23 protein-coding genes are annotated in these 21,252 nt (G+C 73.2%); 7 read left to right on the top strand and 16 right to left on the bottom strand.

Annotated features, from left to right (window positions below):
• Positions 1 to 8: 8 nt before the first annotated feature.
• Complete coding sequence (locus ACLBYE_RS21750; RefSeq protein ID WP_447695739.1) at positions 9 to 761, bottom strand: GNAT family N-acetyltransferase; 753 nt, start codon at positions 759 to 761, stop codon at positions 9 to 11.
• Positions 762 to 886: 125 nt separating this feature from the next.
• Between ACLBYE_RS21750 and ACLBYE_RS21745 the strand changes: the two genes are divergently transcribed.
• Positions 887 to 2,314, top strand: coding sequence for an alpha/beta hydrolase (locus tag ACLBYE_RS21745; RefSeq protein WP_447695738.1), 1,428 nt, complete (start codon positions 887 to 889; stop codon positions 2,312 to 2,314).
• Complete coding sequence (locus ACLBYE_RS21740) at positions 2,311 to 3,858, top strand: GMC family oxidoreductase (RefSeq protein ID WP_447695737.1); 1,548 nt, start codon at positions 2,311 to 2,313, stop codon at positions 3,856 to 3,858. Before ACLBYE_RS21745 ends, ACLBYE_RS21740 begins: the two co-directional genes overlap by 4 nt.
• Before the next feature lie 6 nt (positions 3,859 to 3,864).
• On the opposite strand, the gene ACLBYE_RS21735 is transcribed toward ACLBYE_RS21740, so the two are convergent.
• Positions 3,865 to 4,581 (bottom strand): GNAT family N-acetyltransferase, encoded by a 717-nt coding sequence (locus tag ACLBYE_RS21735; RefSeq protein WP_447695736.1) that lies wholly within the window; start codon positions 4,579 to 4,581, stop codon positions 3,865 to 3,867.
• The gene (locus ACLBYE_RS21730; protein ID WP_447695735.1) at positions 4,578 to 5,204 is read right to left on the bottom strand and encodes an FMN-binding negative transcriptional regulator; all 627 of its coding nucleotides are present in this window, start codon (positions 5,202 to 5,204) and stop codon (positions 4,578 to 4,580) included. Before ACLBYE_RS21730 ends, ACLBYE_RS21735 begins: the two co-directional genes overlap by 4 nt.
• Positions 5,205 to 5,302: 98 nt before the next feature.
• On the opposite strand from ACLBYE_RS21730, the gene pdxR reads away from it, so the two are divergent.
• Entirely contained in the window at positions 5,303 to 6,808 is a 1,506-nt protein-coding gene (gene pdxR / locus ACLBYE_RS21725) for a MocR-like pyridoxine biosynthesis transcription factor PdxR (protein ID WP_447695734.1), read from the top strand.
• Here the strand turns inward: pdxR and ACLBYE_RS21720 are convergent.
• The 9 genes from ACLBYE_RS21720 to ACLBYE_RS21680 all read right to left on the bottom strand — a co-directional run bounded on the left by ACLBYE_RS21720 (position 6,780) and on the right by ACLBYE_RS21680 (position 16,131).
• Complete coding sequence (locus ACLBYE_RS21720; RefSeq protein ID WP_447695733.1) at positions 6,780 to 8,039, bottom strand: hypothetical protein; 1,260 nt, start codon at positions 8,037 to 8,039, stop codon at positions 6,780 to 6,782. The two genes, pdxR and ACLBYE_RS21720, sit on opposite strands and share 29 nt — an antisense overlap.
• An 88-nt stretch (positions 8,040 to 8,127) precedes the next feature.
• Positions 8,128 to 9,153 (bottom strand): ABC transporter ATP-binding protein, encoded by a 1,026-nt coding sequence (locus ACLBYE_RS21715; RefSeq protein WP_447695732.1) that lies wholly within the window; start codon positions 9,151 to 9,153, stop codon positions 8,128 to 8,130.
• Between the two features lie 8 nt (positions 9,154 to 9,161).
• The gene (locus ACLBYE_RS21710) at positions 9,162 to 10,217 is read right to left on the bottom strand and encodes an ABC transporter ATP-binding protein (RefSeq protein ID WP_447695731.1); all 1,056 of its coding nucleotides are present in this window, start codon (positions 10,215 to 10,217) and stop codon (positions 9,162 to 9,164) included.
• A complete protein-coding gene (locus ACLBYE_RS21705; protein ID WP_447695730.1) occupies positions 10,214 to 11,149 on the bottom strand; it encodes an ABC transporter permease in 936 nt (311 codons plus the stop codon). The genes ACLBYE_RS21710 and ACLBYE_RS21705 overlap by 4 nt, the downstream gene beginning before the upstream one ends.
• A 14-nt stretch (positions 11,150 to 11,163) precedes the next feature.
• Positions 11,164 to 12,117: an ABC transporter permease gene (locus tag ACLBYE_RS21700; protein ID WP_056522601.1), complete on the bottom strand. Its 954-nt coding sequence runs from the start codon at positions 12,115 to 12,117 to the stop codon at positions 11,164 to 11,166.
• Positions 12,118 to 12,429: 312 nt separating this feature from the next.
• Positions 12,430 to 14,052 (bottom strand): ABC transporter substrate-binding protein, encoded by a 1,623-nt coding sequence (locus ACLBYE_RS21695; protein WP_447695729.1) that lies wholly within the window; start codon positions 14,050 to 14,052, stop codon positions 12,430 to 12,432.
• Between the two features lie 107 nt (positions 14,053 to 14,159).
• Positions 14,160 to 14,543: an oxalurate catabolism protein HpxZ gene (gene hpxZ, locus ACLBYE_RS21690; RefSeq protein WP_447695728.1), complete on the bottom strand. Its 384-nt coding sequence runs from the start codon at positions 14,541 to 14,543 to the stop codon at positions 14,160 to 14,162.
• Positions 14,540 to 15,940 (bottom strand): AtzE family amidohydrolase, encoded by a 1,401-nt coding sequence (locus ACLBYE_RS21685; RefSeq protein WP_447695727.1) that lies wholly within the window; start codon positions 15,938 to 15,940, stop codon positions 14,540 to 14,542. The genes hpxZ and ACLBYE_RS21685 overlap by 4 nt, the downstream gene beginning before the upstream one ends.
• The gene (locus ACLBYE_RS21680) at positions 15,937 to 16,131 is read right to left on the bottom strand and encodes an AtzG-like protein (RefSeq protein ID WP_447695726.1); all 195 of its coding nucleotides are present in this window, start codon (positions 16,129 to 16,131) and stop codon (positions 15,937 to 15,939) included. The genes ACLBYE_RS21685 and ACLBYE_RS21680 overlap by 4 nt, the downstream gene beginning before the upstream one ends.
• Before the next feature lie 745 nt (positions 16,132 to 16,876).
• On the opposite strand from ACLBYE_RS21680, the gene ACLBYE_RS21675 reads away from it, so the two are divergent.
• The 3 genes from ACLBYE_RS21675 (at position 16,877) to ACLBYE_RS21665 (ending at position 18,126) form a co-directional block, all read left to right on the top strand.
• A complete protein-coding gene (locus ACLBYE_RS21675) occupies positions 16,877 to 17,257 on the top strand; it encodes a DUF6481 family protein (protein WP_447680619.1) in 381 nt (126 codons plus the stop codon).
• Between the two features lie 171 nt (positions 17,258 to 17,428).
• Positions 17,429 to 17,734 carry a hypothetical protein gene (locus tag ACLBYE_RS21670; protein ID WP_447695725.1) on the top strand — a complete coding sequence of 102 codons (306 nt, stop codon included), beginning with the start codon at positions 17,429 to 17,431 and terminating at the stop codon, positions 17,732 to 17,734.
• Between the two features lie 104 nt (positions 17,735 to 17,838).
• Entirely contained in the window at positions 17,839 to 18,126 is a 288-nt protein-coding gene (locus ACLBYE_RS21665; RefSeq protein WP_447695724.1) for a hypothetical protein, read from the top strand.
• A 14-nt stretch (positions 18,127 to 18,140) separates the two neighbouring features.
• On the opposite strand, the gene ACLBYE_RS21660 is transcribed toward ACLBYE_RS21665, so the two are convergent.
• The 4 genes from ACLBYE_RS21660 to ACLBYE_RS21645 all read right to left on the bottom strand — a co-directional run bounded on the left by ACLBYE_RS21660 (position 18,141) and on the right by ACLBYE_RS21645 (position 20,376).
• A complete protein-coding gene (locus tag ACLBYE_RS21660; RefSeq protein WP_056522580.1) occupies positions 18,141 to 18,347 on the bottom strand; it encodes a hypothetical protein in 207 nt (68 codons plus the stop codon).
• Positions 18,348 to 18,536: 189 nt separating this feature from the next.
• Positions 18,537 to 19,202 carry an HAD family hydrolase gene (locus tag ACLBYE_RS21655; RefSeq protein ID WP_447695723.1) on the bottom strand — a complete coding sequence of 222 codons (666 nt, stop codon included), beginning with the start codon at positions 19,200 to 19,202 and terminating at the stop codon, positions 18,537 to 18,539.
• A gap of 174 nt (positions 19,203 to 19,376) precedes the next feature.
• On the bottom strand, positions 19,377 to 19,805 hold the full coding sequence (locus tag ACLBYE_RS21650) for a DUF2934 domain-containing protein (RefSeq protein WP_447695722.1): 429 nt from the start codon (positions 19,803 to 19,805) through the stop codon (positions 19,377 to 19,379).
• A gap of 109 nt (positions 19,806 to 19,914) precedes the next feature.
• On the bottom strand, positions 19,915 to 20,376 hold the full coding sequence (locus ACLBYE_RS21645; RefSeq protein WP_447695721.1) for an atp-dependent helicase: 462 nt from the start codon (positions 20,374 to 20,376) through the stop codon (positions 19,915 to 19,917).
• A 184-nt stretch (positions 20,377 to 20,560) separates the two neighbouring features.
• Between ACLBYE_RS21645 and ACLBYE_RS21640 the strand changes: the two genes are divergently transcribed.
• Positions 20,561 to 21,127, top strand: a complete 567-nt coding sequence (locus tag ACLBYE_RS21640) for a NifU family protein (RefSeq protein WP_020093462.1) — start codon at positions 20,561 to 20,563, stop codon at positions 21,125 to 21,127.
• Positions 21,128 to 21,252: the final 125 nt, after the last annotated feature.

Raw genomic sequence — 21,252 nt, 5'->3', positions numbered from 1 at the left:
CCCGCGTCTCAGCCGGGCTCCGGTCCGACCCGGTAGTGATAGCGGTACAGTTCGCGCTCGAAGCCGAGGGCGCTGTAGAGCGCCCGCGCCGGCGTGTTCGCGGCCACGACCTGCAGGCAGGCGGCCTTCGCGCCCTCCCCGCGGCCCCAGCGCAGCAGCGCGCCGACCGCGCGCCGGGCATGGCCGCGGCCGCGCAGCGGTTCGGGCGTCGCCACCGCCTCGATGACCATCAGCTCCCGGTCGAGCACCCCGAAAGCGATGGCGCCGATGCCGCCCTCGGCCGCGGCCGCCGCGAAGGCCCGCGGCAGGGCGAGGGCGGCGACGGTGTCGCGGAAGACCCGCGCGGCCGCTTCATCCGCGCGGTTCACCGCGTCGCGCAGGGCCAGCCAGTCCGGCCCGGGCGCCGCGGCGACCGCCACGGCCGGATCGGGCGCGGTCGACAGGTCGTCGAGACCGCGGATCAGCGTGCAGGTCTCGTCGACCACGCTGTAATCGCCGCCGGCGAGGAGCGGCTCCATCTGCGGGGCGATGGCCGGCACGCGGAAGATCGGGCGCTGTCCCAGGCGGCCGTAGATCGCGCGCGCCGCCGCGATGGCCGGTCCGGGCGCGCCGCTCCCGCGCATGGGGTTCACGGAATTCTGCCGCTTCGAGCGGCCGCCGGCGGCGCGCAGCAGGTAGCCGTGGACCAAGAGCTCGCGCGGGCTCGGCCAGGCGTTGAGGCAGGCCTCCTCCACGCGCCAGGCCTGTTCGAGATCCGCCATCGCCGCCTCCTCCGATCCTCCTGATCGCACGCGGTCACGGCCGGGCCAACGGGTCCGGGACAAGACTTCGGCCATGCGGCGTCGCGTACGCTTGAAGCAATCCGGTGCCGCGCGATGTCTCGCCGATGTCCGAGCCCGAAGTCCTGTTCTGCCTGCACTTTCTGGGCGGAAGTGCCCGAAGCTGGGAGCGTCTCGCGCGCGCCCTCGACGGGACGCCGTTGACTTGCGTGCCCGTAGACTTGCCGGGTTTCGGCGATGCCGCCGGCACGCCGGGCTACTCTGTCGCCGCCATGGCCGATCACGTGGCCGAGGCCATCCGCGCGCGGGCTCCGGCGCGCTACGGGATCGCCGGGCACAGCATGGGGGCCAAGGTGGCGCTGGCGCTCGCGCGCCGGGCCGAGGATGGCGAGGCGGGGCTGGCGGGGCTCACCGACCTCGTCCTGGTCTCCGGCTCGCCGCCGAGCCCGGAGCCGATCCCGGAGGGCCGGCGCGCCGAGATGCTCGCCTGGATCGACGCGGATCCGGAGACCCGGCGCCGCGAGGCCGAAGCCTTCGTGCGCGCCAACGTGGGCGATGGCCTGGATCCCGAAAGCGAGGCCCGGGCGGTGGCCGACGTCCTGCGGGCCGAGCCGGCCGCCTGGAAAGCCTGGCTCGAGGAGGGCGCCAACGAGGACTGGTGCCGCCGGGTCGGCGTCCTGCGCACCCCGGCGCTGATCCTCGCCGGGTCCGAGGATGCCGACCTCGGGCCGGACGCGCAGCGGGCCCTCACGGCGCCCCACCTCGCGCACCACCGTCTCGTCACCGTCGACGGCGTCGGCCACCTCCTGCCGCTGGAGCGGCCCGCGGCCCTGGCCGACCACCTGCGCGCCCATCTCGGTGACCGGCCCTGCCCGCCCGTCGAGGCCGGCCCGGCGGTGCCGCCGGCTTACGCGGCGCTGATCGCCTCCGAGCGCGTGAACAGCCGCCTCCGTGAGGCGCTCGCTGAGCGCGCCGCGCCGGACGATCCCGCCTATCGGCCGGCGGCCCTCGACCCGGTGGAACTCGCGATCCTGCGAGCCGCCCTCGCCCGCGTCGTGCCGGTGCCGCACCTCGATCTGGCCGCCCGCCTCGACCGGCGGCTGGCCTCCGGCGACGGGGACGGCTGGCGCTTCTCGGCCCTGCCGCCGGACGCGGAGGCCTACCGCGCCGCCCTTCGGACGCTGGACGCCGCCGCCCGCATCGCCCGCGACCGCCCGTTCGTGACTCTCGACGCGGCCGAGCAGGACGGGCTGCTCACCCTGTGCGCGCGCGCCGCGCTGAAGGTTCCGGAGAGCCTCGGCGGCCGCCTCGACGCCGACCGGATGCGGTTCTGGTTCGAGGATCTCCGCGCCGACGCGGTCCGCCTCTGGCTCGGCCACCCGGCGGCCCTGGCGCGGATCGGCTTCTCGGGCATCGGTGCCGGCGGCGACCGGCCGGGCGAGATCGCCGACGACCTGCCGGGCTTCCACGCCGTCGGACTCGACGCGCCGGAACCCTGGGAGCCGCGGGCGCTGCGGACGGAGGCGGGACGATGAACCTCGCGGGGATGCGGACCTACCGCGCGGACGAGGCCGTCGACGCGGTCGTGGTGGGGACCGGTGCGGGCGGCGCGCCGCTCCTCGCGCGCCTCGCCGCCGCGGGCCTGAAGGTCGTGGCCCTGGAGGCCGGTCCGAACTTCACGCCGGAGCGCTTCGCCTTCGACGAGACGCTCGCGGACGAGATCTACTGGACCGAAGAGCGGCTGAGCGGCGGCTCGACCCCGGAGGCCTTCGGGGCGAACAACAGCGGGACCGGCGTCGGCGGCTCGACGCTGCACTGGGGCGCCTTCGTGCCCCGGGCCGACGCCCGCGACCTCCGACTCCACACCGAGAGCGGCGAAGGGGTCGACTGGCCGCTGTCCTACGAGGACCTGCTCCCGTTCTACGAGCGGGTCGAGCGCTTCCTCGGCGTCTCCGGCGCGCAGAGCTATCCGTGGGATGCCGGCCGCCGCTATCCCCTGCCCCCGGTCCCGCGGAACGGGCCGGCGCAGATCATGGCGCGGGCCTGCGAGGCCCGCGGCATCCGGTGGGCGGACGCGCCCGCCGCGGTGGTCTCGCGGGACTTCCAGTCCGAGGACGGACCCCGCCGCAACGCCTGCATCAATTGCGGCTTCTGCCACCAGGGCTGCCGCACGGGCGCCAAGGCCAGCATGGACGTGACCTACCTGCCCTACGCGGTCGCCCGCGGCGCCGAGATCCGGGCCGAGGCCTTCGTCCACGGCCTGGAGCGTGGCGCCGACGGCCGGATCACCGGCGTGGTCTACCGGCAGGACGGCGCGGAGCGGCGGCAGCGCTGCGGCGCCGTCTTCCTCTGCGGCGGGGCGGTCGAGACGCCGCGCCTGCTGCTTCATCTCGGCCTGGCCAATTCCAGCGACCAGATCGGGCGCAACTACATGGGGCACGTGGCGACCCAGGTCTGGGGCACCTTCGACCACGAGGTGCGCATGAACCGGGGCTATCCGTCCTCGCTGATCACCGAGGACTTCATCCGCGCCGGTGCCGACTTCGCCGGCGGCTACCTGATCCAGAGCCTCGGCGTGGTGCCGTTGACCTTCGGCAACTCGGCGGCGCGGGGGCGCGGCCTGTGGGGGCAGCCGCTCCTCGACTATCTCGACCGCTACAACCACTTCGCCGGCATCGGCATCAACGGCGAGACGCTGCCCTGCGACGCCAACGTGCTGACCCTCGCCGACGAGACCGACGCGCACGGGATGCGCAAGGCCCATATCAGTTTCGGCTACAGCACCAACGAGAACCGCCTCAACGCGCACGCCACGAAGGTCATGCGCGATCTCTGGCAGGAGGCGGGGGCCGACGACGTCTGGGTGCTGGAGCGCGTCGCCCACACGCTCGGGACCTGCCGGATGGGCCGCGACGGGACGAACGCCGTCGTCGACCCGCACGGCCGCAGCTTCGACATCGACAACCTGTGGATTTGCGACGGCTCGACCTTCCCGAGCTCGCTCGCGGCGAACCCGGCCCTGACCATCATGGCGCTCAGCCTGCGCAGTGCGGAGGCGTTCCTGGCCGGCGGCCCCTGAGTCGGCTCAGCCCGCGGCGGCGCGCAGGTCCGCGAGCCCGCGCCGCTGGCGACCCGCCCCGTCGAAGTTCGACGGGTCCAGCCACGCCGCGAAGCCGGCGCGGACCCGCGGCCACTCGGAATCGGTGATGGAGAACCATGCCGTGTCGCGGGAGCGGCCCTTCACCACCACGGCGTTGCGGAAGATGCCCTCGAAGGTGAAGCCGAGCCGCAGCGCCGCCGCCCGGGACGGGGCGTTGAGGCTGTCGCACTTCCACTCGTAGCGCCGGTAGCCGAGCTCGTCGAAGGCGCGGGCCATCATCAGCGCCATGGCCTCCGTGGCGGCGGGCGCCCGCTGCAGCCGCGGGCCGAAGTGGAGGTGGCCGACCTCGATCACGCCGTTGCCGGGATCGATCCGCAGATACGAGGCGATCCCGAGGGCGTCGCCGGTCGCGGGATCCAGGATCGCGTGGAACAGCGGGTCCGCGCTCGCCTGCTGCGTCGCCAGGCGCGCCCTGTAGGCCTCCGCACTCTCCGGCATCTCGTCGCCGAGATAGGTCCAGCCGCGCGTGTCGGGGGCGGCCCTGTAGGTGGCGTAGAGCGCGTCCGCGTGCGCCGCGGCGTCGAGCGGCACGAGCCGGCAGTAGCGGCCCTCCAGGGGCGTGCGCGGCGGCCGCGGGCGCGGGCTCCAGTCCGGCAGGGCCGGGCCGACGGGCTGGCCGAAGCCGTTGAGGCGCGCGCTCACAGCCCGCTCCGCTCGGCGACCAGCCCGGCGAGACCCGCCTCGCCCTCGGCGCGCAGCCCCGCGATGACCCCGTGCCGGTCGGCCTCGGGCCTGTTCTGGCTCATCTTCCACTTCCCCTCGATCCGCGTGATCGGAATCTCGATGCCGATGATGCTCCGGACCTGCGCGGCGACGAACGGCGCCGGCGCGTCCGCGACCGCCCACGGCTCGGCCCGGGACGCCTCGCGCAGGGCGGTGAGGTCGGCGATCTGGCGCCCGAGCCACTCCGCATCCTCGATCATCCGCGGCCGGCCCCAGGCGTGGACGGTCGCGTAGTTCCAGGTCGGGACCACCCGGCCGTGCTCGCGCTTGCTCGCGTACCAGCTCGGCGTGACGTAGCCCTGCGGCCCCTGGAACACGATCAGGCACTCCTCCGCCGCGGCGAGATCCTGACCCTGCGGGTTGGCGCGGGCGAGATGCGCCCGCAGCACCCCGTGGGGACCGTCGTCGTCCAGGAGGAACGGGATCGGGTTGGCGGTCAGGCCACCCGCCCCGGCGGTCACCAGCAGGCCGAGGGGGTTGGCGCGGATCAGCGCGTGCTGCGCGGCGCGCGAATCGTCCCGGAAGTGGGGCGGCTGGTACATGGGCCTGTCCTGCGGCGATGTTGCGGATCCGGGCTTGACCGTTCGGCGGTCCAGGCGAAAGGTCCAATTCTCGAACCGCGACTGGACCAGTTTGCCCCGTGGCCCGGGCTCCCCTCCCCCTGACGCTCACCCTCGACGCCGCGGCCGCGGCGCCGCTTCACGCGCAGCTCCGGGAGGGCCTGCGCGCGGCGATCCTCGAGCGCCGGCTGCCGCGCGGGGCCCGGCTCCCGGCCTCGCGGGTCCTGGCCGCCGACCTCGGCTGCGCGCGCGGGACCGTCGTCCTGGCGCTGGAGCAGCTGACCGCCGAGGGCTACCTGACGGCGCGGCCGGGCTCCGCGACCCGCGTCGCCGCGACGCTGCCGGACGACGCGCTGCCCGCGCCTGGCCCGCTCCGCCGCCCGGGCGTCGAGCCGGCCCCGACCCTGTCCCGTCGGGGCACCCGCCTCGTGTCCGCTTCGAGCCGGCGCTACATGGCGGGTCCGGGCGTGCCCGACGCCTTCGCCCTCGGCCGGCCGGCGCAGGACGCTTTCCCGTTCGAGGTCTGGGGGCGCCTGCTCCAGGCCGAGTGGCGCCACGGCCCGACCGAGCGGCCGGACCCACGCGGCTCACCGGCCCTGCGCGGCGCCATCGCCGCCTACCTGGCGCAGGCGCGCGGGGTTGCCTGCGAGGCCGACGACGTCATCGTCACCGCGGGTATCCGCCAGAGCCTGCGCCTGCTCGCCGAACTGCTCCTCGATCCCGGCGAGACCGCCCTGGTCGAGGAGCCCGGCTTCCCGGGCATCGCGCAGGCCCTCGCCGGCGCCGGCCTGAACCCGATCCCCGTCCCGGTCGGTCCCGGGGGGCTGTCGGTGGCCCTGGCCGCCGCGGGGGCGCCCGGCGCGCGGCTCGCGGTGGTGACGCCGGCCCACCATTACCCCCTCGGGCACGCCATGAGCCTGGAGAACCGCCTCGACCTGCTGGCCTGGGCCGAGGCGGTCTCGGGCTGGATCGTGGAGGACGATTACGACGGCGCCTACCGCTATGCCGGGCGCCCGCTCGCGCCGCTGCGCACCCTCGATCGCGGCGGCCGGGTGATCTACGTCGGCAGCTTCTCGAAGCTGCTGCTGCCCGCCCTCGGCCTGAGCTACCTCGTCCTGCCCCGCGGCCTCGTCGCGCCGGTCAACCAGGCGCTGGCCGAGACCGGTCCCGCCCCGCCCGGGATCGGCCAGTGGGCGCTGGCGCGCTTCATCGAGGACGGCCACCTCGCCGGCCATCTGCGCCGGACCCGCCGCCTCTACGCCCTGCGCCAGGAGGCGCTGGTCGAGGCCGCGCGCCGCCACGCCGGGGACGTCGCGGCGATCGCCGCCATGGAGGGCGGGATGCACGTCATCGCCCGGCCCGGGCCGGCCTGGGGGGCGGCCCTGAGCGACGTGGCGGCCGCGGCGGCGCTCGGCCACGCGGGGATCTCGGCGGTCGCGCTCTCGGCCTACCACGCCGGGCCGGCGGAGCCGGGCCTGCTCCTCGGCTACGCCGCCGTGCCCGTGCGGGCGATCGAGCCGGCGGTGCGGCGCATGGCGGAGGTCCTGCGGGCGGCGGTCAGTGGAGGACCGCGCCCGTCTCCATGAACCGGTTCAGCCGCTCGATCAGCGGCGCGACCATCACCCGCTCGTACTGCGGCAGCAATCCGCGCCGCGCGTGGGCCACGTTGGCCTCGGCCTGCTCGCGGGCGAGGCGGTGCCAGCGCGCCCGGTCGTCCCGGCACGCGGCCCAGGCGCGCTCGATCGACCGGAACACGAGCGGCAGCCGCTCGGCCGGGTCGGACACGAGGTCGTAATGGTGGTCGATCAGGCCGCCGAAGGTCTCGAAGCCCAACTCGGACAGCCGCGCGACGGCGCGCGGCGCGCCCACCGTCACGAAGGGCAGGCCCGTCGCCGCCGCCTTGATCGACTTCTCGGTGATCCGCTCGACGCCCGGCTCGAAGAAGTCGGTCTCCGAGATGACGGTCAGGTCGCACGCCGCGTAGGCCTGGGTGTCGAGGGTCATGACCATGTCGGTGCCCTGATCGGCATCGATCCGCCGCGCCCGGCGCGGGATCCAGCTGCCGACATCGGCGAGCAGCGGCCCGAAGGCCGCCTCGATCTCCGGCGGGGCGTGGAAGACGTCGATGCCGCCCGCCTTCGGGTTGTCCTCGCCGATGCCGTGGAAGGAGATCAGACCGTCCCGGTCCAGCCCGTTGAGCTGGAACCAGCGGTAGAGCAGCACCCGGTGCCAGCGCAGGGCCGCGTTCTGGCAGAGGAACCGGGCCGGGCCGGCGGCGCGGGCGAAGGGCGCGTAGCCGACGCGGTCGAGGGGGTGCTGGGGGAAGAGCCGCGGGCCCTCGGCGTCGTCCAGCCAGAGGGCGACCTGGAGCGGGAAGAACTCGAAGGTCCAGAACCGCAGGCCCTCGCCGTAGAGCCGCTCGTAGTCGAGCCGCAGCAGCCGGTTCTGCGTGACGAGGATCACCCGCTCGCGCGGGATCCCGCGGTCTTCGAGGTTCCGGTGCAGAGCCTCGAAGGTCGGCGCGTGCAGGCCCGGCCCCTCGTTCGAGAGGTCGAGGAGCAGCGCGGCGCGCCCGGCGCGGAGGTTCTCGGCGTCCCCCGGTTCGAGCAGGTCGAGGCGCCCGTTCGCCTCCGGGAAGCCGAGGCGCACGAAATCGAGGACCGGCAGGCAGAGGACGTGGTTCGCCGGGCCGGGCTGGGCGGTGACGGTGACCCGCTTGCCCAGCCAGCCGAGGGCCGCCGGCAGGAAGTGCCCGGCCTCGCCCCGGGGCACGAGCAGGATCTCGGACGGGACTGGCCCGGATAGGACTTGGGTCATCGTGACGCCCGCGCGGCCGGTTCGGACGCGGTCCGCCGCCGCGGGACCGCGCCGAGCCGGATAAAGCCTCGGCGCGGGGGCGTCGAGGTCAGGCCGGGACCGGCTCGGCGGCGCGCACGGGTGTCGGGCCGGCCCGGTAGGCCGCCGAGGCCTCCTCGGTCCGCCAGCAGGCGACGCGGTGGCCGGGGGCGATCTCGGCGACCGGCGGCATCTCCCGGCGGCAGCGTTCCTCGGCCAGGAAGCAGCGCGGCGCGAACGGGCAGCCCGGCGGGCGGTTGGCGAGGTCGGGCGGGCTGCCGGGGATGGTCTGGAGCCGGGAGCCCTTGGCGAGCGCCCCCTCCGCCCGGCTGCGCAGCAGGCCGATCGTGTAGGGATGGTGCGGGTTCAGCACCACCTGATGCGCCGTGCCGGTCTCGACGATCTTGCCCGCGTACATCACGGCGATCCGGTCGGCGACCTCCACGGCCGCGCCGAGATCGTGGGTGACGATCACGATCGACAGGCCGAGGTCGCGCTGCAGCTCGCGGAGCAGCAGCAGGACCTGGATCTGCACCGTGGCGTCGAGCGCCGTGGTCGGCTCGTCGGCGAGCAGGACCTGCGGCCGGCAGGCCAGCGCCAGCGCGATCATGGCCCGCTGGCGCATGCCGCCCGACATCTCGTGCGGGTAGTTGTCGAGCCGCCGCTCCGGGCTCGGGATCCGCACCCGCTCGAACAGGGCGAGCGCCCGCTTCCGCGCCTCGTCCTTGGAGATCGTCTCGTGGCGCAGGATCGCCTCGGTGATCTGCCGGCCGACCGTGTAGACCGGGTCGAAGGCGAGCAGCGGCTCCTGGAAGATCATCGAGACGTCGCCGCCGCGGAAATCGGCGAGCTGGCGCCGGGTCAGCGCCTGCACGTCCTTGCCGGCGGCCCGGATGCCGCCCTCGATCCGGCTGCGCCCCGCCGGGAACAGCCGCAGGATCGCCCGCAGGGTCACGCTCTTGCCGGAGCCGGACTCGCCGATGAGCGCCAGCGCCTGACCGCGCTCCAGGCTCAGGTCGACGCCGTCGACGACCTGCACCTTGCCGAAGGCGACGCGCAGGTTCTCGAGGGCGACCGCGGGTTCTGAACCGGACATCGGGGTGCTCATGCTGCCAGCGCGCCCGCGGGCGCCGCGGAGTGGCCGGAACCCGGCTGGCGGGCGAGGCAGGCGACGCGGTGCAGCGGCCGGATCGTGTCGAGGGGCGGCTCCGTCCGGCCGCAGACGTCCTCCGCCAGGGCGCAGCGCGGGTGGAAGCGGCAGCCCGGGGGCGGGTCGATCGGGTTCGGCGGGTCGCCCGCGAGCAGCGCCGCCTGGGTGCGGTTGTCGGGATCGAGCGACGGCATCGAGGCGAGCAGCGCCTCGGTGTAGGGGTGCGCCGGCGCGTCGAGCACCGTGTCGGACGGGCCGATCTCGGAGACCCGGCCGAGATACATCACCATCACCCGGTCGGAGATGAAGCGCACGACGTTCAGGTCGTGGCTGATGAAGATGTAGGTCAGGCCGAACTCGGCCTTCAGGTCGAGGAGCAGGTTCAGGACCTGCGCCTCCACCGACTTGTCCAGCGCCGAGACCGCCTCGTCGAGGAGCACCAGCCGCGGCTCCAGGGCGAGCGACCGGGCGATGTTCACCCGCTGGCGCTGGCCGCCGGAGATCTCGTGCGGGTAGCGGCCGGCGAAGCGCTTCGGCTCCAGCCCGACCCGGGCGAGCAGCCCGCGGGCGCGCTCCACCGCCTCGCGGGCGGGCACGCCGTTGACCTTCGGGCCGAAGGCGATCGACTGCTCGACGGTCATGCGCGGGTTGAGGGACGCGTAGCTGTCCTGGAACACCATCTGGGCCTGGCGACGGTAGGACCGCCAGGGCATGGCGCGCTCGCCGACCGGCTGGCCGTCGTACAGCATCGTGCCGGTATCGCGCTCGATCAGGCCCATGAGCAGCTTGGCGGTCGTCGACTTCCCGCAGCCGGATTCACCGACGATGCCGAGCGTCTCACCCTTCAGGACGTCGAAGTCGACGCCGTCGACCGCGCGGACGACCTGCTTCTTGCCGCCGGCCTTGCGGACCGGGAAGTGCTTGACGAGGCCCGAGACCGACAGGAGCGGCTGGGCGGGTCCGCCGCGGTCGCGGGCGAACGGGTCGGGGGCGTCCGGGATGACGCTCACTGGCGAATCTCCATGGCGGACCGGAGCCCGTCCGAGAACAGGTTGAAGGCGATCGAGACGATGAAGATGCAGACGCCCGGGAGGGCGGCCACGACCGGATTGACGTAGATCGCGGTGCGCAGGGTGTTGAGCATCAGGCCCCATTCGGGCTCGGGCGGGCGCACGCCGAGGCCGAGGAACGAGAGGCCAGAGGCCAGGATCATCGAGACCGAGATCAGGCTGGTCGCGTAGACGAAGATCGGCCCGACGACGTTGCCGAGCACCTGCACGCGCATGATCGTCAGGGCCGAGGCGCCCGACAGCTTGGCGGCGTCGATGTAGTCGCGCTTGCGGATGCCCGTGGTCACGCTCTCGGCGACGCGGGCGATCTGGGGCACGAACACGCAGGTCAGCGACACGATCGAGTTGAAGATGCCGGCGCCGAGCGCCCCGGACAGCGCGATCGCCAGCAGCACCGACGGGAAGGCGAAGAACACGTCGATGGTGCGCATCAGGATCGTGTTGGTCCAGCCGCCGACGTAGCCGGCCAGGATGCCGATCGCGGAGCCGATCACGAAGGCGATCAGCACCGGCGTGACGCCGATGAACAGCGACAGCCGCGAGCCCAGCATCAGCCGGCTGATCATGTCGCGGCCGAGCTCGTCGGATCCGAGCCAGTAGGTGGCGTCGCCGACGTGCCTGAGGCGGCGCAGCATGGAGCCCTTGTAGGGGTCCATCGGGGTGATCCAGGGCGAGAGGATCGCGATCAGCACGACGATCAGGATCACGGCGCCCGCGCCCATGGCGACGGGGTCGCGCACGAGCCGGTGGCCGACATGGCCCCAGAAGCCCCGCGACGGGACGAAGGCGGCCTCGGGCCCGTGGGCCACGCCCTCGGCGGCGAGGACGCCGCCGTCGAGGGCCACGGAGGCCGCGGTGACGGGAACGGTCATCGTCGGGCTCCGGCTCAAGCGCGCTCGATGCGCGGGTCGAGGGCGGTCTGCATCACGTCCACCAGCAGGTTGAGCAGCACGAAGAACATCGCCAGCACGAGGATCGAGCCCTGGAGCAGGGGCAGGTCGCGCTGGAAGATCGCGGCGTTGAGCAGGAAGCCGGTGCCCGGCCACGCGAACACGGTCTCGACCAGGATCGAGCCGCCGAGCAGGTAGCCGAGCTGCAGGCCCATGATGGCGAGCGCGGTCGGGGCGGCGTTGCGCACGACGTGGCGGAACACGCCGCGCTCGTCCATGCCCTTGGCGCGCAGGGCCTCGACGAAGTCCTGGGACAGGATGTCGGCCACCAGCGCCCGGACCGTGCGGGCGATGATGCCCATCGGGATCACCGACATCGTGATGGCCGGCAGGATCAGGTAGCGCAGGTGCTCGAAGTCGGGCCGCCAGTTGCCGGAGCCGTCGGGCCCGGCCCCGGTGGGCGGCAGCCAGCCGAGATTGGCCGAGAACACGATCACCAGGACCATGCCGAGCCAGTAGTGCGGCACGCTCACGCCGAAGACCGACACGGCCGAGGCCGCCCGGTCGGCCAGGGAGTTGCGGTGATAGCCCGCCACGAAGCCGAACAGGGTGCCGAAGGTGAAGCCGATCACGGTCGCCACCGAGGCGAGGATCAGCGAGTTCACCACGGCGCGGCTGACCTCGCCGAGCACCGGGCGGCCGGTGGCGATCGAGGTGCCGAGATCGCCGTGCAGCACGTGCCAGAGCCAGATCAGGTACTGGACCGGCAGGGGCTTATCGAAGCCGTAGGCGGCCCGCATCTCGTCGATGGTGGCCTGGGTGGCGTCGGCGGGCAGGACCGCGCTCAGGGGATCGCCCGGGGCGAGGTGGACGAGGAGGAAGCAGACGACGCTGACCCCGAACGCCACGGGCGTCACGTAGACCAGTCGTTTGAGGATGTAGAGCAGCATTACTCGCCTTCTGGCCGATGGATATCTTCTCGCGGTTCGGTCGCCTCCGACGCGCGGAGGCTTTGAAGACGCTTAGATCCTCGCGAGGCGCGACCCGCCCCCTCTCCCGTGCGGGAGAGGGTTGGGGTGAGGGTCGAGAAGGATCAGGACTGAACAGGCCGCCGATGCGCGTACAGGCCGCGACTCTTCCGGACTGTTCTCATCCCTCACCCTATCCCTCTCCCGCACGGGAGAGGGGACCCGCGCCTCCTGGAGACCTGGCTTCGCGAACCCGTTGCGTACCTCCGATCGCTCGCGGGCGCGACGGCGGCGCTACCGACCCGCGGTCGCCATCGTAATCTTCGAGAAGTCCTGGAACCAGTTCTGCGCCTGGACGAAGCCCTTCACCTTGGGGCTCATCGCGCGCGGATTGACGTCGTGCGTGATCATGATGAACAGCGCGTCGTCGACGTATTTCTCGTGGACCTTCTCCAGGACCTTCGTCTGCTCGGCCTTGTCGAAGGTGTTGCGGACCTGATCGAACAGCTTGTCCATCGCCGGATCGCAGTAGTAGCCCCAGTTCGTGCCGTTCGGCGGGGCGAAGTTGCACTGCAGGTGGCGGATGAAGCCGGTGAAGGGGTCCTGGATGAAGTACGAGTAGTTGATCGCCGAGACGCCGCGGGAGATGTCGGCCTTGGCCCCGGCCCGCCAGATGTTGATCAGCGTGTTCCACTCCACGACCTCGTAATCGACCTGGATGCCCACGTCGGCGAGGTTCTGCTGGACGAACTCGTTCATCGGAAGCGGCTGCATCTGGCCCGAGCCCGAGGCCGAGATCGCGACCTTCAGCTTCAGGGGCTTGGCCGCGCTGTAGCCCGCCTCGGCCAGCAGCTTCTTGGCGGCCTCCGGGTCGTACTTGATGTCGAAGGTCGGGTGGCCGAACCACTGGTGGCCGGGCGGCATGAAGCCCTTGGCGGGGATCGCGAGGCCGCCGAGCAGCTCCTTCAGGCCCTCGCGGTCGATGGCGAGGTTGGCCGCCTTGCGGACGCGGATGTCGTTCCAGGGCGAGCCCTCGACGCGCGACAGGTGCCACGTCCAGTTATGCGGGTAGGCGTTGGTCACGATGGTGAAGCCGGCGCTCTTGAGCGAGGCGACGGCGTCCGGCGCCGGCGCCTCGATCCAGTCGACCTGACCGGAGCGCAGGGCGGCCGTCCGGGCGTTGGCCTCCGGCAGCGGGATCAGCACGAGCTTGTCGAGCTTCGGCACGCGGTCCTTGTCCCAGTACTCCTTGAACGGGACCATCTCGGCGCGCTCGCGCGGGGCGAACAGGGTCAGCTTCCACGGGCCGGTGCCCGAGGGCTGCTTGGCGAAGGCGTCCCAGGATTTGCCGAGCTTCTCCCACTGGGCCGGCGACGACATCATGATCCAGGCGATCTGGTAGGGCAGCGTCGCGTCGGGGGCCTTGGTGGTGATCTCGACGGTCAGCGGGTCGACCGCCCGGTAGCTCGCGACCGCCGGGATGCGGGTCTTGCCCTGCGCGGACTGGCGCGGGTCGTATTGCGGCGCGTCGGCCTTCAGGAGCTTGTCGAGGTTCCAGACCACCGCGTCGGCGGTGAAGTCCGAGCCGTCGTGGAATTTCACGCCCGGCCGGAGCTTGAAGGTCCACTTGGTCTTGTCGCTGGCGTCGACGCCCCAGCTGGTCGCGAGCCCCGGCACGAGGTCGGAGGCCAGCTCGGCGCTCGACAGGTCCCAGTTGATGAGGCCGTCATAGACCGTGTAGCCCATGAACCGCATGCCCTCGCCGCCGTTGTCGGTCTGGCCGGTGGTCAGCGGGATGTCGGAGGCGGTCATGCCGATCCGCAGCGTCCCCTGCGCGAGGGCAGCGGAGCTCGCGGAGAGCGCCAGGGCGCCGGCCAGCGCCGCACGGGCGCCGAGTTTTCTCAGACGGGACAGCATCTCGGGTCGGGTACTCGCGTTGGTCCGCGCCAGACGGCGCGGAATACGCTCGACCGTATGCAAGCCCGCGGCCACACGCCCCCGCCGGGGCGCGGGTCGCTCCGCGGCTAGTCCGCGTCGATCAGGCTCACGTGGGCTGCGACCACCCGCCAGCCCTCCGGGAAGCGCGCCCAGGTCTGGCTCTGGCGGCCGATCTTCCCCGGCGCGCTGGCGCGCGTGAACAGCGTCATCGCGGTGGCGAAGTCGCGCCCGTAGGTGGTGATCTGCGTCCGCGCCAGGGTCCGCTCCAGGCCCGCCGGGGAGCGGGCCCGGCGGAAGGCGCGGATCGCGTCCATGCCGTAGAGGTTCTCGCCGATCCCGTAGCGGATGGTCAGCGGATCGTCCCGGAACAGCGCCTCCAGGGTCGGGACGTCGTTGGTGGTGAGCGCCGTCTCGTAGGCCCGGAACGCGGCCTCGACCTCGGCCTTCACGGCGGGATCGTCGATGATCATCGGGCAAGCTCCGCGATGGGCGCCGTGCTGACGCCGGTCCGTTCGAGATAGCGCGCCGCGCGCAGGACGAGATCCTCGCGCCAGGGCGCGGCGATGATCTGGACGCCGAGCGGCAGACCGGCGTCGAGCCGGACCGGCGCCGCCACGACCGGGAGGCCGATGAAGCTGACCGGCTGCGTGAACACGCCGATATTGGCGCGCACCGGCAGCGTCACGCCGTCGAGGACGAAGTGGGTCTGGCCGCCCCTCGGCGCGCGGCAGGGCGTGGCCGGGGCCAGGATCACGTCGACGGTCTCGAACAGCTCCAGCACCCGCGCCCGGTACCAGCGGCGGAAGCGCTGCGCCCGCTCCACGTGGGGCGCCGGGATCATCGCCCCGGCGATCAGCCGGTCGCGGACCGCCGGGTCGAAATCCTGCGGCCGGGTCCGGAGACGGTCGAGGTGGAGCGTGGCGCCCTCCGCGGCGGTGATCAGGTAGGCGGCCGCGCGGGCGCGGTGGGCCTCCGGCAGCTCGACGGTGCGCCGCGCGCCGAGCGCCTCGGCGGCGCGCGCCACCGCCGCGAAGGCTTCCGGTTCGCCGTTGCGGGCGAAATGGCCGCCGGCCACCGCGACGCGCAGGCCGTCGATCCCCGCCTCGAGCCGCGGCAGGACCGGCTCCGCCGGGCGGAGCGTCGCCACCGGATCGTCCGGATCGGGGCCCTGCATGGCGTCGTAGGCGAGCGCGAGATCGGTCACGCTCCGGGCCATCGGGCCGAGGTGGTCGAGGCTGCCCACGAAGGGGAAGCTCCCCGCGCGGGTCAGCCGGCCGTAGGTCGGCTTGAGGCCGAAGCAGCCGCAGAACGCCGCGGGGACGCGGATCGAGCCGTTCGTGTCCGAGCCCAGCGTGAGCGGCACCATCCCGGCGGCGATGGCCGCGCCCGAGCCGCCCGACGAGCCGCCGGTCATGTGATCCAGGGCGTGCGGGTTGTGGGCGTCGCCGTCGTGGATGTTCTCGCCGGTGAAGTCGTAGGCGTACTCGCCCATGTTGAGGGCGCCGACGAGGATCGCCCCCGCGGCTTCCAGGCGCCGGACAAGGGCGCCGTCCCGCTCGGCCGGCGGCCGCTCCCGGTTGATCTTCGATCCGGCGCGGGTCGGCAGGCCGTCGATGTCGATCAGGTTCTTCACCGCGAACGGCACGCCGGCCAGCGGGCCCGGCGACGCCCCGTCGCGGCGCGCGGCGTCCTGCGCGTCGGCCCGGGCCAGGGCGCGGGCGGACAGCACGTCGGTGAAGGCGCCGACCTTGTCATCGAGGCGCCCGATCCGGTCGAGCGCCGCCGTGACGGCCTGCCGCGCGGTGGTCCGGCCATCGGCGATCGCTGCGGCGATCGCCGTTGCCGTCGAGGGCTCGCTCGCGCTCACGCCTCGAACCTCGGGGCAGCGTCGATCGCGTCGGCGAGCGGGAAGGCCTCCACCAGCTCGGCCGCCGCGGCCAGGACGCGCAGATTCGCGGTCACCGGGGCGATCCACGCGGGATCGAGGGTGAGGCCGAGCAGGGCCGCCGCGGCCGCGGCGTAGCTCTCGGGATCGTACGGGGGGCGGGTCTCGGACATGGGGCTCCTCAGGCCGATCGCGCGGGACGCGATCGACCGCGGCAAGCAGGCCCTGTGCCGCGAACGCGCGCCCGCGTGCCTAGATCATAGGCAGGCGGGGACGTGCTGGCGATGGATCCGACGCGCTCGGATCCGTGTGCACAAGAATTAGGCGGTGGCGGGAGGGCAGATTCTGGGCATGTTCAAAGGCCGGAGCGGAAGCGCGACCCCTCGCCGGATCGAAGGTCCGGCAGTGATCACGCTGTCGATTTTGCAGGTCTGCTTTGCGATGGAAGTATAGGTCCGTTCAGCGGAGAGCCTCGCGACGCGCGCTGGGAGAACACGAATCTTGTCTTCGCCCTGCTGGCGACCCATCTAGGGCTGGCAGGCAAGTCCAGGGGATGGATGCGCGCCCGCCTGTCGAGCACCGAAGCCCCTGCCGGCCGACGGCCTGAGGTATTTCCGCACCGCGGGTCGAAACTCTTACAGAGTGGGCCGGGATTGTCGCTGGACCGGCCGCCTGCGCAGGTCTCGCCGATTGCATCTCGCGTGAAGCTCTGATTAAGGGCTCTGCGATCTTCGAACAATGGTCCGACCCGAGCGTTCAGACGCAGGCCGAACGCTCGGGTCGGACCATCGGTACAGCCGGTGGATCGGTGCGGTTCCGGGGCGCGGGGATGGCGTCGGAACCTGCAGACTCAGTACGTGCCCGGCCCCGCCGGATGTCCCCGCGACACGCGAGACGTACCCAACTGAGAAAGGTCAGATGAGCGCATTCGACTACAGGAATTTCGACGACCGTCGCCAGAACTCGCAGAACGCCAAGGCCGCCCTGCTGGCCAAGTTCAAGGCTCGCCCCGCGGCCGATGACCCCGAGGTGATCGCCAAGGCGAAGGCCCGCGCCGAGGTCGCCAAGGCCCGCGAGGAGCGCTCCCGCGAGCGCGAGGCTGCCCGGATCGCCGCCGAGCGGAAGGCCGCCGAGGAGAAGCGTCAGCGGGAGGAGGCGGAACTCGCCGCCCAGATCGCCCGCGAGGCCGCCGAACTGGCCGCCGCGCAGGAGCGCAAGTCGGCCGACCTGGCCGCCAAGAAGGCCCAGCGCGACGCGCGCTACGCGGCCCGCAAGGCGAAGGTCAAGACCAAGCGCTGAGCGCAGGCCGTCGGCTCACCCGAGCTTCGGACGCCCACGACGCCCGCCCGCAAGGCGGGCGTCGTCGCGTTCGGGGGGGCGTGCCCGCACGCGGCAACCAACGCGCGCGGCGACGCGTTGAGGGCGGCCGAACCGCGACGCGCCCGTGCGGCGCGGGCAGCCGAGGCCGCGATGCGTTCCCGATCCCGACTGGTTCTCCCCGCGATCCTCGTCCTCGCCGCTCTGCCCGTCGCCGTCGCGCCCCGGGCTGCCCGCGCGCAGGGGGCGGATACGGTGATGGCCTGCGAGACGCTGATCGCCGCCCGGCGGATCGACGCGGCCTCGGGTAGCGGCGGCCCCGCCCCCTCGGAGGCCGGCTGCCGGCGGATCCAGCGCGGCGCGATCGGCACCGTGGAGCAGCGGGCCCTGATCGGCGGGGCGCCCTACGAGTGCCTGACCGTCGCCGGCGGAGGGCCGTGCCGCTGGATCGTGCCCTGACGCGAAGGCTGTCGATTATTGCCGGAGCCCGCACTCTGACCAAGCTTCACGGGTGATCGAGACGCTCTATCTGTGTCCCGAGCGAGTGAGGTCCCAACGTCAGTATGCCGAGTACCCTGGCAAGCGCGCGCGTATCGATCGTGGCAGCGATATGGATCGTCTCGGCCCTGGCCGGCGGGGCCGCCCGCGCCGAGCCGCCGATCCGGAGCCCGGAGGACGCGGCCTGCCGCAACGAGGCCCGCGCGAAGGTGTTCTCGGCGCCCAACCCGCAGGGTCTCGAACTCGAGGAGATCGGGCGCCGGATCTACTTCGCCTGCATGGACCGCGTCGCGAAGGCGGCCGCACCGGCGGCGAAGCGGGGTGGCCGGCGCCATCGGCACCGGCGGCATTGACCCGCGACGCGGGGTCAGGCGTCGAGCGGCGCGCCGATCCGGGCGCGGAGCCGCAGCCGCAGGGCCTCGTGCCCGCCTTCGGCATCGAGGGCGGCCATCAGGCGGAGCAGCTGGCTGAGCGGGGTCGACCGGCTCTCGACCGCGTCTGCGATCTGCTCCGGCAGCGACTTGGCGACCGGCACGAAGCGCGGTGCCGGGCCGGCCTGGTGAGTCTGGGGCATGCGAGGCGCTCGTCCTTCGAAGGAGTCCAGATTGGCGGGCGGGTCGCTACGCCTTTCGATCGACGGGCACCAGTCCTTTTCGCGTGAATACGTAGCCGGCATCGCTCCGCGTCACCGCGCTGCAACAGCGTGGCGGGAATGTGTGGACGACGCCGGGCCTGCCACGGAATCCGCTTGCCGGGCCGCCGCTCAGCGGCCCACCAGCGGCGACTCCGCGAATCGGTCGAGCAGATCCTCGGGGTCTCGGTAGATCGCCGCGCAACCGGCCGCCCTCAGGTCCGCCTCCGGAAAGCCGCCGCAGAGGAGGCCGACGGTGCGCAGGCCCGCCTTCGCGGCGGCCTCGGCGTCGTAGGGGGTGTCGCCGACGACGATGATCGCGTCGGGCGGGACGCCGTCGAGCTTCGCCAGGGCGGCCTCGAAGATGTCGGGGTGCGGCTTGGACCGGTCCGCGTCGTCCGAGCTCGTGGCGACGTCGACGAGATCGCCGATCTCCAGGATCTCGGTGTAGTGCTCGACCTCGGAACGCTTGCCCGACGAGGCGAGCGCGATCTTCAGCCCGGCGGAGCGGATATGCTCGAACAGCGGCCGGACACCAGGGAACGGCCGGACCTCGGACAGGTAGCGCCGCTTGAACAGGTCTGAGCGGTAGGCCTCGATGGTCTCGCCCTCCCGCGCGATCCGCTCCTCCGACAGGAAGACCGGCATCAGCTCGTCGCCGCCCTTGCCGATCTGCCGGCGGACTTCGGCGAAGCCGGTCTGCACGCCGAAATGCGCGAAGGCCTCCACCCAGGCGCGGGCATGCAGGTCGACGCTGTCGAGCAGCGTCCCGTCGATGTCGAAGATCACCGCGCGCATCGCCGCCCCGTCGCGGAGCCCTGCGCCCGCATCAGGCCGGACAACCTGCCGGCGCCCGGCCTGTTCCGCGCCGGGCCCATGAGTTCCGCGCCGGGCCCAGGAACGGCAGAAGCCCGCCCCTGCGTGAGGGGCGGGCTTCGGGAGAGGCCGTGGTGGCGCCGGGGCGCCGGCCGTTCAGTGCATCGAGGCCGGGGTCCGGGCGGACTTCGCCTTGGCGGCGAGGCCGGCGGTCACCGCGGCCTTCGAGGCGCGGGCGGGCTTCGGGGCCGCCGGCTTCGCGGCGGCCTTCACGGCCGCGGGCTTGGCAGCGGCGGTCTTCGACGCGGCGGGCTTGGCGGCGGGCTTGGCGGCGGGCTTGGCAGCGGCGGTCTTGGTGGCAGCGGTCTTGGCGACCGGCTTGGCAACCGGCTTGGCGGCGGTCTTCACCGGCGCGGCCATCGCGGCGGCCTCGACCGTCTCGGACGCGGCGGCCGCGAGCATCGCGTTCGCGCGCAGCTCGGCCTCGGCGCGGATCCAGTGGGCCGCAGCGTGCCCGTGAATCCGGCCCTCGTTCTCCCAGATGTAGTAGGCGCACTCGCGCACGTGGTGCTCGCTGATCAGCATGCGGTCGATCTCCTGTCCGTCCCGGGGACGACGATGGGAGAGCCGGGTTAAGCGTCGGTTAACCCTGCCGCCGGCGACCGGTCGCGGTGCGCGCGCGCTTCGGGCGGCCCTATGGGTCGATCCCCAGCACCCGCCGCGCCTCGGTCAGCAGCACGGCGTGCCGGGCCGCGCCCGGACCCTGATCCGGCGCCTCGCGGCCGGCCCGGGCGATCAGGTCCTGGAAGCGCCGCCGGTCGAGGGCGCGGTGCCCGATGCTGGCGAGGACCGCGCCCAGGACGGTCCGGACCGCCTCGGTGCGCTCGTCGGCCATCGCGGCGGCTTCGGACGCGGCGGCGTTCGCCTGCGTCTCCGCCCGCGCGGACGTGGCCGCCTCCGCGCGGGTCTGCGCCTCCGCGAGCGCCGCGGCGAGGCGCTGTCCCTCCTGCCAGGCCTGGTCGTGCTGATGCGTGCGCAGCGCGAGCAGCACCTTGAGCGAGGCCGCTTCCGCGCGCGCCGCGTCCAGCTTGGCTTGGGCCTCGCGCAGATCCTTCAGCAAGTCCTGCGCGAGGGTCTGGTCCGCGGTCACGTCCACTGCCGGCTCCTCTGGCGTTCGACGGCGTTCGTCCTGTCGCGCCGCCGGCCGAATGTCCACTCTCGCGCGCCGGCGGGACCGGACGACAGGTTGAGAAAATCCGATCGCCGGTCCACATGGGAGGCGGCGCCTCGGGGCGCCTGTCCCGGCCGGCCTTGAACCGGCGCAGCGGAGTATCGCCACCATGTTCATCCAGACCGAAGCCACGCCGAACCCGGCCACCCTGAAGTTCCTGCCCGGCCGCGTCGTGCTGGCGGAATCGACCTTCGAGGCGCGGGACGCCGAGGCCGCCGCCCGCTCGCCCCTGGCCGCGGCTCTGTTCACCGTCCCGGGCGTGGCGGGCGTCTATTTCGGCCACGACTTCATCTCGGTGACCAAGGCCGAGGACGGCTCGGACTGGGCGCAGGTCAAGCCGGCGGTGCTCGGCGCGATCATGGAGCACTTCCAGTCCGGCGCGCCCGTGATGGCCGAGGGCGGCCACGGCGAGATCGAGCCGGGCGACGAGTTCTACGACGAGGCGGACCACGACACCGTCGTGACCATCAAGGACCTGCTCGAGACCCGGGTGCGCCCGGCGGTGGCGGGCGATGGCGGCGACATCACCTTCCGCGGCTACAAGGAGGGCGTGGTCTATCTGGAGATGAAGGGTGCCTGCTCGGGCTGCCCGTCCTCCACGGCGACCCTGCGGCACGGCGTGCAGAACCTGTTCCGGCACTTCCTGCCGGAGATCCGCGAGGTCCAGGCGATCTGAGGATCCGCGCCCGCGCCGCGGTGCGGGCGGCCCTGTCGCCCGACACGGCCCGCGCCACGCGTGCGGCGCGCCGGAACGGCCCCCGGCTGCCCCCCGGCTCCCGCCTCCGCGGCGGAGCCGGGGAC

This window comes from Methylobacterium sp. A52T, assembly GCF_053346095.1.
This window is presented reverse-complemented; position numbering and strand designations above follow the sequence as displayed.